An 18523-nucleotide genomic window follows, 5' to 3' on the forward strand; every position below is an offset into this window, starting at 1 on the left:
GGTTCAGGTCCCGCTCCCGCCCACTCCAGGTGCAGGCCGACTTGGCCCGTCCCTCAGGCGGGCGTGGACCTTCCGGTAGAAACCCGCGACCGCCCGGGGATGGGCGAACAGCCACAGCAATCCCACCTGGCAACAGCAGAATCCGGCCATGGTGGCCAGACCCCGGACACCCGGCGGCCACTCCAGCAAAGCTCCCGGAAGACGACTCACCCCTTCAGCGATGCTCCAGATCCCCCAGGTCGCCATCCCGGCCCAGCCGATCAGCATCCCGCTGATCGGCCCGGGAACCACGGCCAACGGCAGCGCGGCGGTGCCCAGCAGCGTCACGGGAGCCACCAGCGGCGCCGTCAGTGCGTTGGCCAGCAAGGAATACGGAGTCAGCTGCGGCTGAATCAGCACGAGCAACGGCGCACAGGCCAGATTCGCCGCCAAAGGGATCGACAACCCCAGAGCCACCACGTACGGCATCCGCTGACCCAGCCACTGCGCGAGGCCTTGGGCGGCGAGAAGGATGCCGGCCGTCGCCGCGACGGAAAGCGCGAAACCCAGATCCCAGGCCAGCCACGGTGCGGCCAGCAACAACCCCGACGCGCTCACGCACAGCAGAGGAAGACCACGGCTCTGATGCCCACCCATCATGACCGTCAGACTCGCCGCGGACATCACCACCGCCCGCAGAACGCTCGAGTCCGGGCCCACCAGCGCCCCGAACACCCCCAGCGAGATCAGAGACAGGACCATCACCACCGGCCGGCTCACCCGCCAGCTCCGCAGAACCAGCACCACGGACGCGAAAACCACACTGCAATTGGCCCCGGACACCGCAGTCAGGTGCGTCAATCCGGTCGTGGTCATCACGGCGGTGGACTCGGGCGACCTGCGGCTGCGATCCCCGAGCACCATGCCGTCCAGCAGAGCCCCCGGCTCCCCCGGTATGGAGCGGCTTCTCAGAAGAAACTCGTGCCGGAGGTGGGAGACCGCGTTCTCGAACACCGACGGCGCCTCGACGAGCCGCGGCTTCGAAACGGCCGTCCCGGACAATGTGGCGGGACGGCCATCCCGGGTCCGGACACGCAAGATCACCTGCACCGTCTGGCCGTAGCGGACGCCAGCGCAGACGGTCTGGCACTGGACGTCCACCGGAACATCGAGCGAAAGCCAGTCCCCCGCCCGACGGATGCGATGGAGCTGGGCGGTGAAGTGACAGCCATGACCGCAGGGGGAACTGTCCGCCGACGTGGTCGGCTCATCGGGGCCTGGGCCACCGCCGTGATCGGTCGCCGGCATCAGTGGTTCCGGATGGCCCGAAATCTCGGCGATCACCGTCACCGCCTGCCGGGTCCCGGCTGCGGCCCAGAGGTGGCGCCATGCAGGATCCGCCGTCCGGCCGAGGCCCAGGCCACAGCCGAGAAGGCCCACGAGAGCTGCCAGGCCGAAGGTGAAGCCGACACCTCGGCCTCGTCGGCCGGGCTCCGGCATTGCTCGCTTTCGTGACCTGACGAACCCCCACAGAGTCCCGGAAGCGAGCCCCACCAGAAGCACGACGACCAGCGCCCTCAGCAGGCCAGCATCCCGGACCGCCGTCACCGCGCTCACCAGCCAGAGCAGGCTGAGCACGGGCACCAGCCGGACATCGTGGACACGCTCGCTGAGCAGGAGGCGCCGTTCCAGTTCCTCGTCGCGGGCCCGGAACACGGCCCGGACGGCAGAGACGCCCTCGGTCATACGTCGCCCTGCCCGCCGCAGGAAATGGTCCGCCCTCATGGCCGGGAGTCGAAGACGAGCAGAGGAGTCAATTGCTCCAGCATGCGCGGCCCGATGCCATCCACTGCATCGAGGTCTTCGATGGTCCCGAACGGGCCGTGCTGTTCCCGCCACGCGATGATCCGGTCCGCCAGGACCTTGCCGACGCGCGGCAGCGTCATGAGCTCCGCCTCCGACGCCGAATTGAGATGCACCTGAGCCGCGCCCGGGGTCGCCCGTGGGCCACCAGGTCCGCCGGGTTCGGAGGGACCAGCGTCCGCGCCGGACACCCGCTCGCCTCGCTGGGGAACGTGGACCTTGCGGCCGTCCTGCAACGGCTCGGCCAGATTCAGCGCGTCCAGTTCCGCCGTGTCCAGGGCGCCCCCGGCCTTCTCCACCGCCTGGAACACCCGCGCGGTGGCCGGAAGCCGCACGATGCCAGGATGCCGGACCGCACCGGAGACGTGCACCAGGATGAGGGAGGATCCGGGGGCGGGTCCCGTCGGGCCGTCCCCCGGCCGCCCTGCCTCCGATCTGCCTGCCCCGGGCTGATGAACTGAAGGCACAGGCCGGAGGGACGCCACAGAGCCGTGCGCGGCGGACGGCTGCCCGACGGAGGACTGGGCCGGAGCCGTGGCGGTGAAGGCCCACCACGCGCCCAGCAGCGCGAGCAGGCACAGCGCCGTCGTGGTCAATGCTCTCGGGCTGATCCTCCACCGGAAGCGCCCGCGGCGGTGATACCGGCGGCGTTCGGCCAGCGAAGGCGAGTGATCCTGCGGGGTGGTTTCGGGGCCACCCGGATCACCGGCGAGAATCCGTTCCAATCGTCCCGGGGCATCACGCAGTGTCATGTTCCGAAACTACTGGGGCATGCCACCCGGACTGGACGCGGAGTGGGCTATGAGGACAACTCGCGCGGGGGCAGCTGTGCACTGACGATGGCCAGGACTCCAAGGCCCACGTGGGCCGCCAGCACCGGTGGAAGCGTGCTCATCACGACCGGGGGCGCAGACGGGAATGAGGCCGTCAGGCGTCCGGCCAGGTCCGCGGCAGCCTGCGGTGAACCGAAATGGTGGACCGCCAGCCCGAGCGACTCCTCGGGGATGCCCTTCGCAGCCGCGCCCGCCAATTCCTCGAGGCGGGCCAGTGCGCGGGCGGAGGAACGGACCCGCTCCACCGGCACCACCTTGCCCCCGGCGATGCCGAGAATCGGCTTGATGGCCAGCACGGTGCCCAGCCACGATGCCGCATTGCCGATCCGGCCACCCCGGCGCAATTGCTCGAGGGACGGGACATAGAAGTGAACGGTGCTGCTCGCCAGCGAGGCTTCGGCTCCGGCGGTCACCAGTTCGAGGGGCGCGCCTTCTCCCGCCAGCGCACAGGCGGTCTGGACGGCGAAGCCCTGGCACATGGCGGCCGTCCTCGAGTCAAGGACATGGACCGGGACACCGCATTGCCCGGCCGCGATGCGGGCGGCGTCGGCGGTTCCGGATAGCTCCGCCGAGAGGTGCACCGACAGGATCGAGGAGTAACCCGCGGCTTCCAGCTCACGATAGGCGGCGGCCAGCGTGGCGGGCGACGGCCGCGACGTCCGGACGGTCTCCCCCATCGCCAGCGCGAGGCTGAGCCGCTCGGAGACGCGCTCCTCGCCCTCGGCGAGGTCTGCGGAGGAATAGATCTCCTCCCCCACCATCACGGGCATCGGCACATGGCGGAACCAGGCCGGGGCCTGATCGAACCAGCCCTGTGGGAGCGCGGCGGCGGAGTCGGTGACCACGGCCACCTGAACCGCCGGCTGCGGGGGCTTCCGGGAGCGCGCGGCGCGGCCGTCCGTGCGGCCACCCTTGAAGCCGGCGGAGCCGAGGGCACGGAGAGTCTCGAGACGCTCCAACAAGCGTCCCCAGGTCCCGGCCCCCGGCTCCGGCATCTCGTCCGGCCTAGGCGGGGACGATGTTCACGAGCTTGGGCGCCCGCACGATCACGGTCCGGATGTCGCGGCCGTCCAGGATGCGCTGCACGTTCTCGGAAGCCAGCGCCAGCTCGCGCAGAGCGTCCTCCGTGATGTCGGCAGGCACGTCCAGGCGGTCCCGCACCTTGCCCTGGACCTGGACGACGGCCGTGACCGTGTCCTCGACCAGCAGCGCGGGATCGAACACCGGCCACGCGGCGTTCGCCACGAAGGGCTCCTTGCCCAGCAGGCTCCACATGTCCTCCGCCGTGTACGGCGCGAACAGGGACAGGATGACGGCCACGGTCTCGGCCGCCTCGCGGACTGCCGGATCGGCGGCGCCGGCTCCGGTGTCGATCGTCTTCCGGGTCGCGTTGACCAGCTCCATCAGGCGGGCCACCACGACGTTGAACTTGTTCGCGGCCAGCAGTTCCTCGGCGTCGGCGATGGTCCGGTGCGTCACCGCGCGCAGTGCCTTGTCACCCTGAGCCGGGGACACGCCCGGCTCGCTGGTGACGTCCTGTGCCAGGCGCCAGGCACGCGCCAGGAACTTCGCCGAACCGGAGGGCGAAACGTCTGCCCAGTCGACGTCGTCCTCCGGCGGGGAGGCGAACACCATGGTCAGGCGCACGGCGTCGACGCCGAACTTGTCCAGCTGCTCGCTCAGATCCACGCCATTGCCGAGAGACTTGCTCATGGCCTTGCCGCCGTTGAGCACCTGGCCCTGGTTCAGGAGCGCGGCGAACGGCTCGGTGGTGTCCAGCATGCCCAGATCATGGATGACCTTGGTGAAGAACCGCGAGTACAGCAGGTGCAGAATCGCGTGCTCCACGCCGCCCACGTACTGGCCGACCGGCATCCAGGTGTTGACGGCCTGCGGGTCGAAGGGACCCTCCGTATAGTCCGGCGAGGTGAAGCGCAGGAAGTACCAGGAGGAGTCCACGAAAGTGTCCATGGTGTCGCTGTCCCGGCGGGCCGGACCGCCGCACTCCGGGCAGGTGACGTTGACCCACGCCTCGGCGGCGGCCAGGGGCGAGGTGCCCTTGGGCGCCAGATCCTCGCCGCGCAGATCGTCCGGCAGACGGACCGGCAGATCTTCGTCGGGAACCGGCACCTCGCCACAGGACTCGCAGTGGATGATCGGGATGGGGGTGCCCCAGAAGCGCTGACGGCTCAGCAGCCAGTCGCGCAGGCGGAAGTTCACATAGCCCTCGCCCGTGCCCTGACGTTCCAGGATGGCGATCGCGGCCGGAATCGCCTCAGCCTTGCTCAGGCCGTCCAGCTCGCCGGAGTTGATGAGAGTGCCTTCACCGGTCGCCGCGACGCCGGTCTCCGCCGGGTTCTCCTCGCCGGTCGCCAGCACAGGGCGGACGGGGATGCCGAACGCCTTGGCGAAATCCAGGTCCCTCTGGTCATGAGCCGGCACGGCCATGATGGCACCCGTGCCGTAGTCCGCCAGGACGTAGTCCGCGGCCCAGACCGGCAGCTTCTCGCCGTTCAGCGGGTTGATCGCGTAACGGCCGGTGAACACGCCCGTCTTGGGGCGCTCGGTGGACTGGCGCTCGATCTCGGACAGTGCCTTGACCTGCTCGCGGTAGGCGTCCAGGGCTTCGGCGTGCTCCGGGGTCACCAGCTCGATGGCCAGATCCGAATCGGCGGCCACGACGAAGAAGGTGGCGCCGTACAGGGTGTCCGGGCGGGTGGTGAAGACCGTGGTCTCACGCTCGGGCCGGCCCTCCGCGGCCTCGATCACGAAGCGCACGTGGGCGCCCTCGGAGCGGCCGATCCAGTTCTTCTGCATGGCCAGCACGCGCTCGGGCCAGTGGCCCTCGAGCTGGTCCATATCGTCCAGCAGGCGCTGCGCGTAATCGGTGATCTTGAAGTACCACTGGTTCAGGGACTTCTTGGTCACCGGGGTCCCGCACCGCTCGCAGGTCCCGTTGACGACCTGCTCGTTGGCCAGCACGGTCTGGTCCTTGGGGCACCAGTTGACCGGGGAGTCCTTGCGGTATGCCAGGCCCTTCTCGTAAAAGCGCTTGAACAGCCACTGGGTCCAGCGGTAGTACTCGGGATCGGAGGTGTGCAGGCGGCGGCTCCAGTCGGCGGAGATGGCGTACCGCTTGAACGACGCCGCCTGGGTGTCGATGTTGGTGTACGTCCACTCGCTCGGGTGGGCGTTGCGCTTGATCGCGGCGTTCTCGGCGGGCAGGCCGAAGGAGTCCCAGCCGATGGGGTGCAGGACGTCGTAGCCCTTCAGGCGCCAGTAGCGGGACACCACATCGCCCATGGCGAAGGCCTCCGCGTGGCCCATGTGAAGGTCACCGGACGGGTACGGGAACATGTCCAGGACGTAGCGGCGTTCGCGCGATCCGTCGTCCACGGGGGTGAACTGGGGGTTCTCGTCCCAGGCCTTGGCCCAGACGGCCTCGATGGCGGCGAAGTCATAGCCACGCTCGCGCGCGGACTCACCGCCCACGGTCTGTTCAGCTTCTACGCTCACTCTTTGCTCTCTCACCTTCGGCGCTCCGGCATCGTTCCAGCCACGCTCATCCACTCCACACACACAAAAGCCCCTCAACCCGCCATGACAGCCCGGCTGTCGGAAGGGTTCAAGGGGCGGCCGTCCACATCGGGACACCACGCTGCACCATCGTGCGGACGCGGCGCCGAGGGACGGCTAGCTAAGCAGAAGGATTGCGTGCATATCCTCCACTTTACCGCACGGTTCCACCCCGCCGTGCGGCCCGGCCCTCCAGTGCACGGGAAAGGCCGCCCACCACCCGCTCGGGGTGATGCGCGGCCTTTCCTGAGCGGTGAAGACTACTTCACGTCCTCGTCGACCCAGTCCATGGACTTGGTCACGGCCTTCTTCCAGAGGCGCAGCTGACGGTCGCGCTCGGCGTCGTCCATCTGCGGCTCCCAGCGCTTGTCCTCGCCCCAGTTGGCGGACAGCTCGCCGAGATCCTTCCAGAAGCCGACGGCGAGGCCCGCCGCGTAGGCGGCACCCAGTGCAGTCGTCTCGGTGACCTTCGGACGCACCACGGGCACGCCCAGGATGTCGGCCTGAAACTGCATGAGGGCCTCGTTGGCCACCATGCCGCCGTCGACCTTCAGTTCCGTCAGCGGGACACCGGAATCGGCGTTGACCGCGTCCAGCACCTCACGGGTCTGGAAAGCCGTGGACTCCAGGGCCGCCCGGGCGATGTGACCCTTGTTGACGTACCGGGTCAGACCGACGATCGCACCGCGGGCGTCAGCGCGCCAGTACGGGGCGAACAGGCCGGAGAACGCCGGAACGATGTAGGCGCCGCCGTTGTCCTCGACCGATGCCGCCAGCTGCTCCACTTCGGGAGCGGTGGAGATCATGCCGAGGTTGTCGCGCAGCCACTGGATCAGCGAACCCGCGACGGCGATGGAGCCTTCCAGCGCGTAGTGCGCCGGCTGGTCGCCCAGCTTGTACCCCAGGGTGGTCAGCAGACCGTTCTTGGAGTGCACGATCTCGGTGTCCGTGTTGAAGATCAGGAAGCAGCCGGTGCCGTAGGTGTTCTTGGCCTCGCCGGCCTGGAACGCAGCCTGGCCGAAGGTGGCGGCCTGCTGATCGCCCAGGATGCCCGCCACCGGCACTTCACGCAGCAGCTGCGAGGTGTGCACCTGGCCGTAGACCTCGGAGGAGGACTTGATGGCCGGCAGCATGGAGGCCGGAACACCGAAGGCGTCCAGGATGTCCTGATCCCACTCAAGGGTCTGCAGGTCCATGAACATGGTGCGGGAGGCGTTGGTGACGTCCGTGGCGTGCACGCCGCCGTCGACGCCGCCCGTCAGGTTCCAGAGGACCCAGCAGTCGGTGGTGCCGAAGAGCAGATCGCCGGCCTCGGCCTTCTCGCGGGCACCCTCGACGTTGTCGAGGATCCACTTGACCTTGGTGCCGGAGAAGTAGGTCGCCAGCGGAAGGCCGACCTTCTCCTTGAAGCGCTCGACGCCGCCCTCGGCAGCGAGCTCGTCCACGATGGACTGGGTGCGGGTGTCCTGCCAGACGATGGCGTTGTAGACGGGCTCACCCGTGTTCTTGTCCCAGACCACGGCGGTTTCGCGCTGGTTGGTGATGCCGACCGCAGCGATGTCGTGGCGGGTCAGGTTCGCCTTGGACAGCGCGCTGCCGATCACCTCGCGGGTGTTGTTCCAGATCTCCTTGGCGTCGTGCTCCACCCACCCGGCGTGCGGGAAGATCTGCTCATGCTCCATCTGGCCACTGGAGACGATGTTCCCGCTGTGGTCGAAGATGATGGCCCGGGAGCTCGTGGTGCCCTGGTCGATCGCGATGACGTATTCAGACATGACTTCCTCGTTTTCCTTCTCGACCGGCTACTTGGCCAGAGCCGTGAACACGATGGGCAGGTGAGCCGCCCAGCCGGCGAGCAGGCCGCCGATGATGGGGCCGGCGATCGGGACCCAGGCGTAGCTCCAGTCGCTGCTGCCCTTGCCCTTGATGGGCAGCAGGGCGTGGGCGATGCGCGGGCCGAGGTCACGGGCCGGGTTGATGGCGTAGCCGGTGGGGCCACCGAGCGAGGCGCCGATGCCGACCACGAGCATCGCGACGGCGAGCGGGCCGAGCTCATTGGGAGAACCGCCGAAGCACAGGATCACGAACACGAGCACGAAAGTGCCGATGATCTCGGTGACGAGGTTCCAGCCGTAGCTGCGGATTGCGGGTCCGGTGGAGAACGTTCCCAGCTTGTTGGCCGGGTCGGGCTCCACATCGAAGTGCTGCTTGTACGCCAGCCAGCAGACGACGGCGCCGATGAAGGCACCCAGCAGCTCCGCACCCAGGTAGGTGAAGATGGATGCTGCGTCCACCGGGATGCCGGGGACGAATTCGCTCTTGCCTGACGCGACGATACCGAGCGTCACGGCGGGGTTCAGGTGAGCGCCCGACTTGGCTGCCACGAAGACACCGGCGAAGACCGCGAGGCCCCAGCCGAAGTTCACGAAGAGGAACCCGGTGTTGTTGCCCTTAGTCCCCTTCAGCGCGGTATTGGCGACAACGCCACAGCCGAGGAGGGTGAGCATTGCGGTACCGAAGACTTCCGAAAGGAAGACGATTCCAAGAGACATCATTGACTCCTTGAGAGGTGCTGAACGCACCGGGCCAGCGCCCGGTGGATAAGTAGCCCCGAGGGGCTAGGCAACCAGGCTGTCCAGCTGAACCAGGTGCATGCGCTCCAGGACAGTGGTTGCATGGTTGATTTCCGCCACGATTCGATCCTTGTCCCAGCCAAGCGGTTCTGACAAGACCTCGGCCGTTTCGCGGAGGAGTTCTCCCGTGACCAGGCCACGGAAAGCGAGGGAGGTGCGGCGGATGAGAACGTCCACCAGGTGGCCGATCTGCTCGTGCTCCGCCATCCAGTGGAGCTCACGCACGCTCAGTTCATGGGTGGAGTGCAGGAGGCGGTCCTCACCCTGACCCAGGTAGGCGATGACGCCGTCGGCGCGGGTGCCGTAGCGCGTCAGGAGGCCGTCGACGCGAGCCGCGTCGAGCCCGGCAGCCGGGTTGAGACGCTGCTTGATCCACTGCTGCACGCCGGCGTCGTCGGCCGGGAAGCCCACACCGCCGCCGATGGCGAGCTTGGCCGTGGAGACCTTGCGCTGCACGCCGATCAGGCCGAGCACTTCATCGGCCAAGTGCTCGGAGAGTGCGCGGAACGTGGTCCACTTACCGCCCACGAGGCTGAGCACCGTGGCGCGGACGGAGCCGAAGGCTTGCTCGCGCTTCTCGATGCGGTAGTCGCGGGAGACGAAGCCGGGTGCGGTGTCGTCGTGGCGCGGCAGCGGGCGGACGCCGGAGAACGTGTAGACGATCTGGTCGCGGCTCACGGTGATGTCCGGGAAGACGTGCGCCACGAGGTCGAAGAAGTAGTCGATCTCCTCGTCGGTGCAGACCGCGTCCTCGTTCATGTCGGCGTTGATGTCGGTGGTGCCCACCAGAACACGGTCACCCATCGGGTAGATGAGGACGATGCGGCCGTCGGTGTGCTCGAAGAAGATCTCGCGTCCACCGGTCGCGGCGAGCAGCTCCGGGTGGTCCAGGACGATGTGCGAGCCCTTGGTGCCGCCCATGAACGTGGTCGGCGATCCGAGGGCGGTGTTGCTCTGGTCCACCCAGGCGCCGGTCACGTTGACCACGATGTCGGCGCTGAAGTCGAATTCCTCACCGGTGAGTTCATCACGCAGACGCACGACGCCGGAGTCGGACTCCGCGGCGCCGACGACGCTGAGGTAGTTGGCGGCACGCGCCTTGTCACCTCCGGCCTTGAGGCCGTCGTTCAGCACGTCCAGGGTGAGGCGCTCCGGATTGTGCACGGAGGCGTCGAAGTAGCTGGCCGCGTATTTGATGCCCGGGTTGAGGCGAGGCAGTTCCTCGAGGGCCTTGGTGCGGCCGCGGAACTGGTGGCGAGGCACGGTGCCGCCGTCGCGGGAGAAGGAGTCATAGAGGCTCAGGCCGAGCTTGATCAGGAAGGCGCCGCGCTCCTTCGGCTTGCCCTGCTTGTGCGTCAGGAAACGCATGGGCGCGCTGAGGATGCCGGAGAAGGTGCTGAAGATCGGGATGGTGGTCTTGAGCGGCTTCACGTAGTGGGGCGCGATCTTCATGAGGCGGTTGCGCTCCACCACGGATTCCTGAACCAGACGGAATTCGCCGTTCTCCAGGTAGCGGATGCCGCCGTGGATCATGTGGGAGGACGCGCCGGACGCACCCTGGCAGTAGTCTCCGCGTTCCACGAGCACCACGTCGACACCCTGGAGGGCGAGGTCCCGGAAGGTGCCCACCCCGTTGATGCCTCCGCCGACGATCAGCACCTTCGCTGTCGGCCTGGCGGCGATGGCCTGAACGGCCTGGCGGGTCTGGGGGGTGTTTGCGGATGCGTTCTGCTGCGTGGACATTGCTTCTCCGGACTGGGTTTCACGTCGTTCCAGACGCCATGACGGCGTCGTCCCCACTATTCTTGGAAGGACTGAAAATTACCGTCAAGCAAAATGCACAAACGTGCAGAAGGGCGATCCATGCGCAAAGACGGCGACGTGCTCAAGGCCGCACAGCTCTATTACCTGCAGGACCTCACCATGGACGCGATCGCGCGGGAGTTGCGCACCTCGCGCTCTACCGTGTCCCGGCTCCTGGCGGCGGCGCGGGATTCGGGACTCGTCCAGATCCAGGTGCGCTCCAGCCTGGACATGGCCCCCGAGCTTGAACAATTGATCAAAAAACAATTCCACGTGGACGTCCACGTGGTGCCCATCCCCTCCAGCGTCGGGGAGGCCGAAGCCCTGGACCGCGTGGCCCTCTACGCCGCGCGGACCATCACCCCGCACGTCGACTCCAACTCGATCATCGGCGTCGCCTGGGGAGCGACCATGAGCGCTGTGAGCCGCCACCTCACCAGCCGCCCGACGCACAACAGCGTGATCGTCCAGCTCAACGGCGCCGGCAACACGCACTCCACCGGGATCTCCTATTCGAGCGAGATCCTGCGGCGCTTCGGACGCGCCTACGGCGCCAAGGTGGAGCAGTTCCCCGTGCCGGCGTTCTTCGACCACGTGGAGACCCGTGAGGCGATGTGGAAGGAACGCAGCGTGGCGCGCATGCTCGACCTCCAGTCCCGGATGACCATGGCCCTGTTCGGTGTGGGCGGGATCGACGCCGGATACCCGAGCCACGTGTATGCCGGCGGTTATCTGGAACGCGGGGACCTCGAATCGCTCGCCGAACACCAGGTGGTGGGCGACGTGGCGACCGTGTTCTTCCGGGCGGACGGCTCCACCGACGGGATTCCGCTCAACGCCCGCTCCACCGGTCCGAGTCACGAACAGCTGCGCCGGGCGCCGCGCCGGGTGTGCGTCGTCTCCGGTCCGGGCAAGATCAACGGGCTCAAGGGGGCGCTCGCGGCCGGACTGGTCACGGAACTCATCCTCGATGAGAAGACCGCACGGCTCCTGGTGGGCAGCTGAGCGCGCGCCCCCCGGATTCGCGCAGGCACCTTCGGTAGAGTCGGAGGCATGAGCCACATCCCCTCCGTCGCCCTGAACAACGGCGTCCTGATCCCCCAGCTGGGATTCGGCCTCTACAAGGTCCCCGGGGAGGACGTCGCGGACCTGGTGCCGGCCGCCGTCGACGCCGGTTACCGCCACTTCGACACCGCGGCCATGTACGGCAATGAGCTGGCACTCGGCAAGGCGCTGGGAGCCCAGCTGGAGGACGGCAGCCTGAGCCGCGAGGACTTCTTCGTCACGAGCAAGGTCTGGAACGACCAGCAGGGCTACGACCAGACGCTGCGCTCCTTCGACGACTCCATGGTGGCCCTCGGCCTGGACGTGCTGGACCTCTTCCTGATCCACTGGCCCGTCGCGGACCGGGGACTGTATCTGGAGACCTACCGCGCCCTGGAGACCCTGTACCGCGAAGGCCGGGTCCGGGCGATCGGCGTGTCCAACTTCCAGATCGAGCACCTCGAACGCGTGCTGGAGGACCGTGAAGTGGTGCCCGCCGTGAATCAGGTGGAGCTGCACCCCTGGCTCCAGCAGCGTGAGCTCCGCGCATTCCACACGGCCCACGGCATCGTCACCGAGGCCTGGAGCCCCCTGGCGCGTGGAGCGCTTCTGGAGGATCCGGTCCTCGGCGAACTGGCCGCCAAGCATGGCCGGTCCATCGCGCAGATCGCGCTCCGGTGGCAGATCCAGGAGGGCATCGTCGTCTTCCCGAAGGCCAGCACCGCCGAACGGATCCGGGAGAACGCCGATCTCTTCTCCTTCAGCCTGGACCAGGACGACCTGGAACGGCTCGCCGCCCTCGACCGCGGCTTCCGCAGCGGCTCCCACCCGGACCAGGTGAAGTGATGGCGGGCCAGACCGGCACGCGGACCCACACCGGACCGGACACCACGGGATTCATCTCCCCCGCACTCGCGGGGCGGGAGCGCACGGCCGTGGTCGAGCTTCCCGGCGGGCCCGCCCACTACTGGGAACACGCAGCGGTGGACCCGGATCCGGCCACGAGCCGCACCATCCTGGTGATCCACGGTTTCCGTGGCGACCATCATGGCCTGCTGCGTCTGGTGGACCTCATGCCGCAGCATCGCTTCATCACCCCGGACCTGCCCGGCTTCGGCGCGTCCGAGGCCTTCGGGGACCGGGAACACTCGCTGGAGAGCTACGCACGGTTCGTGGCCGAATTCATGGATGCGCTCGATCTGGGCCCCGACACGGTCCTGCTCGGGCACTCGTTCGGGTCACTGGTCTGCAGCCGCTTCGTCACGCTGTACCCGGGCAAGGTCAGCCCGCTGATCCTGATCAACCCGATCGCCGCACCGGCCCTGGAGGGCCCCAAGGCCCTCCTGACCAAACTCGCCATCGCTTACTACCGGGCCGCCGCCGCGCTCCCGGAGAAGGCGGGACGTGCACTCCTGGCCAACCCGGCGATCGTGCGCGTCATGAGCGTCACCATGGCCCGGACCAAACAGAAGGACCTCCGGCGGTTCATCCACGCCCAGCACGATGCGTACTTCAGCGACTTCGCCAGCCGGGAAAGCCTGCTCGAATCCTTCCGGGCTTCGGTGTCCGGCACCGTGACGGAGGTGGCCGACCGGATCGCGCTCCCCACGCTGCTGATCGCGGGTTCCACCGATGAGGTGGCGCCGCTGCCGGCGCAGGAGAAGCTGCATGACGTCCTCCCTGACTCGCGGCTGGTGGTGATCGACGGCGTCGGGCACCTGATCCACTACGAGACGCCCGGGGCCGCCGCCCACGCCATCGAACTCTTCCTCCAGGAGCACCCCGCATGAAATTGGTGATCGACGCCCGCTTCACCCGCACCGACCACCACGACGGCATCAGCCGCTACGGCGCCAGCCTCATCGAGGCCTGTTCCAAGGTGGCCGACGTGACGATGCTGATCAGCGACGAGCGTCAGCTGAAGCTCCTGCCCGATGTCCCGTACGTGAAGATCGGCAGCCCGTTGTCCCCGCTCGAGCTCTTCGTGGCGCGTGAGGTCAACAAGCTCGGCGCGGATGTGGTCGTGTGCCCCATGCAGACCATGGGCTCCTGGGGACGGAAATACGGCCTCATCCTGACCCTGCATGACCTCATCTACTACGAGCACCCCGCTCCCCCGGGATTCCTGCCGGCGCCCGTCCGGTTCCTGTGGCGGCTCTACCACAAGGCCTACTGGCCGCAGCGGCTCCTGCTCAACCGGGCCGACGTCGTCGCGACCATCAGCCGGACCACCGAGTCCCTCATGGAGCGCTTCCGACTCACGAAACGCCCCGTCCGGATCGTCGGCAACGCCCCGCAACCGGGCGCGGTCCCGCGGCAGGAGGGTGTGGCGCCCCTGAAGGAACTCGTCTACATGGGCTCCTTCATGGAGTACAAGAACGTCGAGACGCTGATCCGCGGCATGGCCTCCCTGCCGGACTACACACTGCGCCTCATGAGCCGGGTTCAGCCCGAGCGCCGCGCTCAGCTCGAAGCCCTCATTCCGGACGGAGCGCAGGTGGTGTTCCACAACGGCGTCACCGACGAGGAGTACGAGGGCTTCCTGCGCGAAGGCACCGCTCTGGTGACGCTGTCCAAGGCGGAGGGCTACGGCCTGCCCCTGGTCGAAGCCATGGCGCTCGGAACCCCCGTGGTGGTCGCGGACACCCCGATCTTCCGCGAGGTGGGCGGCGAGGCGGCCCACTACGTGCCGGCCGAGGATCCGGCCGCCTTCGCCGCCGCTGTCCGTGCGCTGGAGGACGACGGCGCGTGGCAGGCCTCCAGCCGCGCCTCACTGGAGCAGGCGGCCCGGTTCTCGTGGGACCGCTCGGCGCAGGAACTCCTGTCAGCGGCGGAGGAAGTGGTCAGGCTCCGGGAGAACGGGACGCGCTGAAGCTGCACCTGAGCTACATCACAGGCGCTACATCTCAAGCAGTGAATCCACGGAGGATCTCTACGGTGTGTTCGGTCCGGGCCCGATCATCCGCGCCAGGATCAGCGTCGGGCCCGACCAGTCCAGGTCCTTGTGTTCCTCCAAGGGGATGAAACCGAGCCGCTGATAGAACGCCCGGGTCTGCGCATACGGCTCGTGGGGAAACGAGGGCCCGACGGTGTGCACCGTGAGCATGAGACAGCCGTCCGCACTGAGTGTCCGCGAGACCTGCTCCACGAGCCTGCGCCCGGCACCCTGGCGACGCGCCTCGGGAGACACCGCGATCAGGTGCAGTTCCGCGGCTTCGGGGAAGTGCCGACGGACCAGTGCGATCCCCACGACCTCGTGATCACGCTCCACGCAGAAGCTCTGATAGCTCTCGTCCGACGCCGTCCCGACGTACTCGGTGATCGCCTCCGGATCTCCGAACCACTCGGGCAGGCTCTCAAGGACGCGGCGGACCGCGGCTGGATCTCGTCGCCTGGTGATGCTCGTCGTCACAGCGCCAGTATGGCACGGACCGAGGGTTCACCGGCTAGAGCAGATCCAGGCCGTCGAAGCGCACCTGCGCCGCCGCGTGGGTCCGCTTCGCCGAGGCTGCCGCCTTCGCGGCACGCAGGAGCCGGGCGGCTTCCGAAGCGACGGCGAACGGGATGAAGCAGAGGGTGCGGTAATCGCCGTCGTCGAACGGGACCGGCCCCACCCTCCTCACCTCATGATCCGCTTCCAGCAGCGGGTCCAGGGCATGCTGCAGGTTCTCCACCGCGTCCTTGGGGCCCGTGAGGGCGGCGACACGGACCGCGGGAGGCAGACGCAGCTCCCGGCGCTCCTCGAGCTCCCGGGCGGCGAAAGACGCCGGATCCCAGCGGACCAGCGCACCGACGGCGAGCTCGTGCTCGGCCGTGACCATGACGACTCCCCCGTCCCGCGCGGGCCGGACAAGCGCCGCGGCATTGAACCAGCGCCGGACGGTCTCCTCCGCGGCCCGGAGATTCTCCCGCCGCAGCATCTGGTCCCCGTCCAGCAGCAAGGCTGCGGCATACCCCTCGACGGCCACGGGCTCCGCGCCGAGAGTCGCGACCACGAGCGTGCCCGCCCCGGTCACCTCATCCTTCACCCGGCCAGCCGAGGAGGACACCACACGGGCCCCAGGGAAGGCTCGTCCCAGTTGCTCGGCCGTGCGCAGAACGCCGTTCCCCGCGACCGTGTACCGCTGGGAGCCGCAGACACGGCAGGTCACGGTGCGGTGCACGGTGCCACACCAGCGGCACTCGGGCGCGGCGCCGGTCGCCGGAACGTGGAGCGGCCCCTCGCACTTCGAACAGCGGAGCGGGCTGCTGCACTGGGCGCAAAGCAGGGTGGGCGCGTAACCGCTCCTCGCCACCTGGATCAGCACGGGACCCTGTGACAGCGCGTCCTTGGCGGCCAGCCATGCCGCATGGGGCAGCCGCGCCGCTGTCGCGAGAGGATCCCGCTCCTGATGGTAAGAGTCGGCGGTGTTCACCACGCGGGGCGTCACGGCGCGCAAGAGGGTCCGATCCGCTTCGACCGACTGAGCCCAGCCGTTCTCCACGAGACGCTCGGCCTCGGTGCTGCGGGCATGACCAGCCAGGATGCACGCCGTTCCCTCGCCCTGCGAGCTGCGGAGCATGAGGAGTTCCCTGGCATGGGGGTATGGTGCTCGAGGCTCGGCGTGGACATCGTCGCCGTCGTCCCAGATGGCCACCAGACCCAGCTCACCCAGCGGCGCATAGGACGCGGCGCGTGTCCCGATCACCACCCGCGCATACCCTCCGAGCACCCGGAGGTACTCTCGATACCGCACCGACGGTCCGTCCTCCGCGGACAGCCGCGCCGTCAGCCCACGAGGAAGGTGATCGGCCAGTGCCGCCGCGAGCCGGTCCAGATCGCGTCGGTCCGGGACCACCAGGAGGGCGTTACGTCCGGACTGCAGCGCTGCGACCGCGGCCTCGGCGAACAGCTGCGGCCAGGCATGGGGACCGTAGCCTTCCGGCACGGTCACGACGGCGCGCGGGTTGCCGCCTGCGCGAACGTGCTGGAGGAACGCCGCGCCTTTGCCGAGGCGGGCCCACGTCCCGTCCGGAGCCGGCGCGTCGGCGGGGAGGTCCTCTCCCGAGGGCATCCCGCCCTTCGGGGTCCAGTCCTTCTCGCAGCTGGCCACCCGTCCGGGAATGGCGAGCCGAAGGACATCGCTCACGGTGCCGGCGTAGCGTGCCGCCACCAGGCGGCAGAGGTCGAGGACTTCAGGGGTGAGGACGGGAACTGGAGAAACCACCTTGTCCAGCACGCTCAGGCGGGTTCCGGAATCACTGTCCTCGCGGCGTTCCACGATGTACCCGTGGAGCTCACGGCCCGCGAAGCGCACCCGCACCCGGGCCCCCGCCACGGCGTCCGCATCCAGGGAATCCGGGACCAGATAGTCGAACGGACGATCCAGATGGGGCAGCGGTGATTCGACCACCACGCGGGCGACGGGACACGTTGCGGCGAGCTTCTCCGGGGGCTCGGGCATGAGCCATCCCTTGTTGCCTGCCGCGCCGGAGCCGGAAGGCGCCGGCGTTCCGGAGTCAGAGACCGGAAAGAGTCCGTCCTGCACGTGTCACCACCGGGGTCAGGCGTTGAAGAAGGCCTTGAGGTCAGCGACCTTGTCGAGACGCTCCCAGGTGAACTCCGGCTCCTCACGGCCGAAGTGACCGTGGGCGGCCGTCTTGGCGTAAATGGGGCGCTTGAGATCGAGAGCGTCGATGATGGCACGCGGGCGGAGGTCGAAGACGTCGTTGATGGCATCGCTGATGCGTGCCGGATCCACGGTCTCGGTGCCGAACGTCTCCACGTAAATGCCGACGGGGCGTGCCTGGCCGATCGCGTAGCCGATCTGGATCTCCGCGCGGCGGGCCAGTCCGGCCGCCACGACGTTCTTGGCCACCCAGCGCATGGCATAGGCCGCCGAACGGTCCACCTTGGACGGGTCCTTGCCGGAGAAGGCGCCTCCGCCGTGCCGGGCGAAGCCGCCATAGGTGTCCACGATGATCTTGCGTCCGGTCAGACCGGCATCACCCACCGGGCCGCCGATGATGAACTTGCCCGCAGGGTTCAGGATGCTGCGCACCGCCGAGGTGTCCAGTTCCGCCGTGGCGAGCACGGGGTTGACGACATGCAGCTGAAGATCGTTGCGCAACTGCTCCAGGCTCGCGTCCTCGGCGTGCTGGCTGGAGATCACGACGGTCTCCACCGATACCGGCTTGTCGCCGTCGTAACCCACGGTGACCTGGGTCTTGCCGTCAGGACGCAGATAGGCGAGTTCGCCGTTCTTGCGGACCTCGGTGAGACGCTCGGACAGACGGTGCGCCAGCCAGATGGGGGTCGGCATGTAGCTGGAGGTCTCATCGCTCGCGTAACCGAACATGATGCCCTGATCCCCGGCGCCCTGAAGATCGTAGTTATCCTGGGTGCGGCCTTCGCGGGCCTCGATGGAGTTGAAGACACCGTCGGCGATGTCGTTGGACTGCTGGCCGATGGAGACCGAGACGCCACAGCGGGCCCCGTCGAATCCGTTCGCCGAAGAGTCATAACCGATGCCGAGGATGGTCTCCCGGACGAGCTGCGGGATCTCGACATAAGCGTCCGTGGTGACCTCACCCGCCACGTGGACCAGGCCGGTGGTGGCCATGGTCTCCACCGCCACCCGGGATTCGGGGTCCGCGGCCAGCAGTGCGTCCAGAATGGAGTCACTGATCTGGTCACAGATCTTGTCCGGATGTCCCTCAGTGACGGACTCGGAGGTGAAGAGCCGGAGGCCGGTGTGCGAAGAATTCTGCATGGCAAAGGTCACCCGTACACTCTACCGGCCTCTTCCACCA

General features: G+C 68.1%; 14 protein-coding genes. 4 read left to right on the plus strand and 10 right to left on the minus strand.

Annotated elements, in window-relative coordinates; all coding sequences use genetic code 11:
• Positions 1-3: 3 nt before the first annotated feature.
• The 7 genes from AB4Y75_RS07305 to AB4Y75_RS07335 form a co-directional block, all read right to left on the minus strand.
• Entirely contained in the window at positions 4-1725 is a 1722-nt protein-coding gene (locus AB4Y75_RS07305) for a ComEC/Rec2 family competence protein (RefSeq protein ID WP_441435176.1), read from the minus strand.
• Positions 1726-1760: 35 nt separating this feature from the next.
• Positions 1761-2594, minus strand: coding sequence for a helix-hairpin-helix domain-containing protein (locus AB4Y75_RS07310; RefSeq protein ID WP_441435177.1), 834 nt, complete (start codon positions 2592-2594; stop codon positions 1761-1763).
• A gap of 47 nt (positions 2595-2641) precedes the next feature.
• Positions 2642-3670 (minus strand): DegV family protein, encoded by a 1029-nt coding sequence (locus AB4Y75_RS07315; RefSeq protein WP_441435178.1) that lies wholly within the window; start codon positions 3668-3670, stop codon positions 2642-2644.
• A gap of 10 nt (positions 3671-3680) precedes the next feature.
• Entirely contained in the window at positions 3681-6191 is a 2511-nt protein-coding gene (leuS, locus tag AB4Y75_RS07320; protein WP_441435179.1) for a leucine--tRNA ligase, read from the minus strand.
• A 320-nt stretch (positions 6192-6511) separates the two neighbouring features.
• Entirely contained in the window at positions 6512-8026 is a 1515-nt protein-coding gene (gene glpK / locus AB4Y75_RS07325; RefSeq protein ID WP_441435180.1) for a glycerol kinase GlpK, read from the minus strand.
• A 27-nt stretch (positions 8027-8053) separates the two neighbouring features.
• Complete coding sequence (locus AB4Y75_RS07330) at positions 8054-8803, minus strand: MIP/aquaporin family protein (RefSeq protein WP_441435278.1); 750 nt, start codon at positions 8801-8803, stop codon at positions 8054-8056.
• Between the two features lie 66 nt (positions 8804-8869).
• A complete protein-coding gene (locus AB4Y75_RS07335) occupies positions 8870-10627 on the minus strand; it encodes a glycerol-3-phosphate dehydrogenase/oxidase (RefSeq protein ID WP_441435181.1) in 1758 nt (585 codons plus the stop codon).
• 120 nt (positions 10628-10747) lie between these two features.
• Here AB4Y75_RS07335 and AB4Y75_RS07340 point away from each other — a divergent pair, with 120 nt between their 5' ends.
• The 4 genes from AB4Y75_RS07340 to AB4Y75_RS07355 are packed head-to-tail and all read left to right on the plus strand — an operon-like array spanning position 10748 to position 14603.
• The gene (locus tag AB4Y75_RS07340) at positions 10748-11692 is read left to right on the plus strand and encodes a sugar-binding transcriptional regulator (protein ID WP_441435182.1); all 945 of its coding nucleotides are present in this window, start codon (positions 10748-10750) and stop codon (positions 11690-11692) included.
• A 48-nt stretch (positions 11693-11740) separates the two neighbouring features.
• Entirely contained in the window at positions 11741-12577 is an 837-nt protein-coding gene (locus tag AB4Y75_RS07345; RefSeq protein ID WP_441435183.1) for an aldo/keto reductase, read from the plus strand.
• Positions 12577-13521, plus strand: coding sequence for an alpha/beta fold hydrolase (locus AB4Y75_RS07350; RefSeq protein WP_441435184.1), 945 nt, complete (start codon positions 12577-12579; stop codon positions 13519-13521). Before AB4Y75_RS07345 ends, AB4Y75_RS07350 begins: the two co-directional genes overlap by 1 nt.
• Positions 13518-14603 (plus strand): glycosyltransferase family 4 protein, encoded by a 1086-nt coding sequence (locus AB4Y75_RS07355; RefSeq protein WP_441435185.1) that lies wholly within the window; start codon positions 13518-13520, stop codon positions 14601-14603. The genes AB4Y75_RS07350 and AB4Y75_RS07355 overlap by 4 nt, the downstream gene beginning before the upstream one ends.
• A gap of 60 nt (positions 14604-14663) precedes the next feature.
• On the opposite strand, the gene AB4Y75_RS07360 is transcribed toward AB4Y75_RS07355, so the two are convergent.
• The 3 genes from AB4Y75_RS07360 to metK form a co-directional block, all read right to left on the minus strand.
• Positions 14664-15143 carry a GNAT family N-acetyltransferase gene (locus tag AB4Y75_RS07360; RefSeq protein WP_441435186.1) on the minus strand — a complete coding sequence of 160 codons (480 nt, stop codon included), beginning with the start codon at positions 15141-15143 and terminating at the stop codon, positions 14664-14666.
• Between the two features lie 34 nt (positions 15144-15177).
• On the minus strand, positions 15178-17175 hold the full coding sequence (locus AB4Y75_RS07365; RefSeq protein WP_441435187.1) for a primosomal protein N': 1998 nt from the start codon (positions 17173-17175) through the stop codon (positions 15178-15180).
• A 99-nt stretch (positions 17176-17274) separates the two neighbouring features.
• Positions 17275-18483: a methionine adenosyltransferase gene (metK, locus tag AB4Y75_RS07370; RefSeq protein WP_441435279.1), complete on the minus strand. Its 1209-nt coding sequence runs from the start codon at positions 18481-18483 to the stop codon at positions 17275-17277.
• Positions 18484-18523 lie beyond the last annotated feature (40 nt).

This window comes from Arthrobacter sp. RAF14 (genome assembly GCF_052114185.1).
GTDB lineage: Bacteria > Actinomycetota > Actinomycetes > Actinomycetales > Micrococcaceae > Arthrobacter_E.

What these genes read in the sequence shown, in the direction of transcription:
- AB4Y75_RS07350 (WP_441435184.1), top strand. Translation starts at nt 12,577, where the DNA reads ATGGCGGGCCAGACCGGCACGCGGACCCACACCGGACCGGACACCACG.
- AB4Y75_RS07365 (WP_441435187.1), bottom strand. Translation starts at nt 17,175, where the DNA reads ATGCCCGAGCCCCCGGAGAAGCTCGCCGCAACGTGTCCCGTCGCCCGC.
- AB4Y75_RS07340 (WP_441435182.1), top strand. Translation starts at nt 10,748, where the DNA reads ATGCGCAAAGACGGCGACGTGCTCAAGGCCGCACAGCTCTATTACCTG.
- glpK (WP_441435180.1), bottom strand. Translation starts at nt 8,026, where the DNA reads ATGTCTGAATACGTCATCGCGATCGACCAGGGCACCACGAGCTCCCGG.
- AB4Y75_RS07335 (WP_441435181.1), bottom strand. Translation starts at nt 10,627, where the DNA reads ATGTCCACGCAGCAGAACGCATCCGCAAACACCCCCCAGACCCGCCAG.
- AB4Y75_RS07330 (WP_441435278.1), bottom strand. Translation starts at nt 8,803, where the DNA reads ATGTCTCTTGGAATCGTCTTCCTTTCGGAAGTCTTCGGTACCGCAATG.
- AB4Y75_RS07345 (WP_441435183.1), top strand. Translation starts at nt 11,741, where the DNA reads ATGAGCCACATCCCCTCCGTCGCCCTGAACAACGGCGTCCTGATCCCC.
- AB4Y75_RS07305 (WP_441435176.1), bottom strand. Translation starts at nt 1,725, where the DNA reads ATGACCGAGGGCGTCTCTGCCGTCCGGGCCGTGTTCCGGGCCCGCGAC.
- AB4Y75_RS07355 (WP_441435185.1), top strand. Translation starts at nt 13,518, where the DNA reads ATGAAATTGGTGATCGACGCCCGCTTCACCCGCACCGACCACCACGAC.
- metK (WP_441435279.1), bottom strand. Translation starts at nt 18,483, where the DNA reads ATGCAGAATTCTTCGCACACCGGCCTCCGGCTCTTCACCTCCGAGTCC.
- AB4Y75_RS07310 (WP_441435177.1), bottom strand. Translation starts at nt 2,594, where the DNA reads ATGACACTGCGTGATGCCCCGGGACGATTGGAACGGATTCTCGCCGGT.
- AB4Y75_RS07315 (WP_441435178.1), bottom strand. Translation starts at nt 3,670, where the DNA reads ATGCCGGAGCCGGGGGCCGGGACCTGGGGACGCTTGTTGGAGCGTCTC.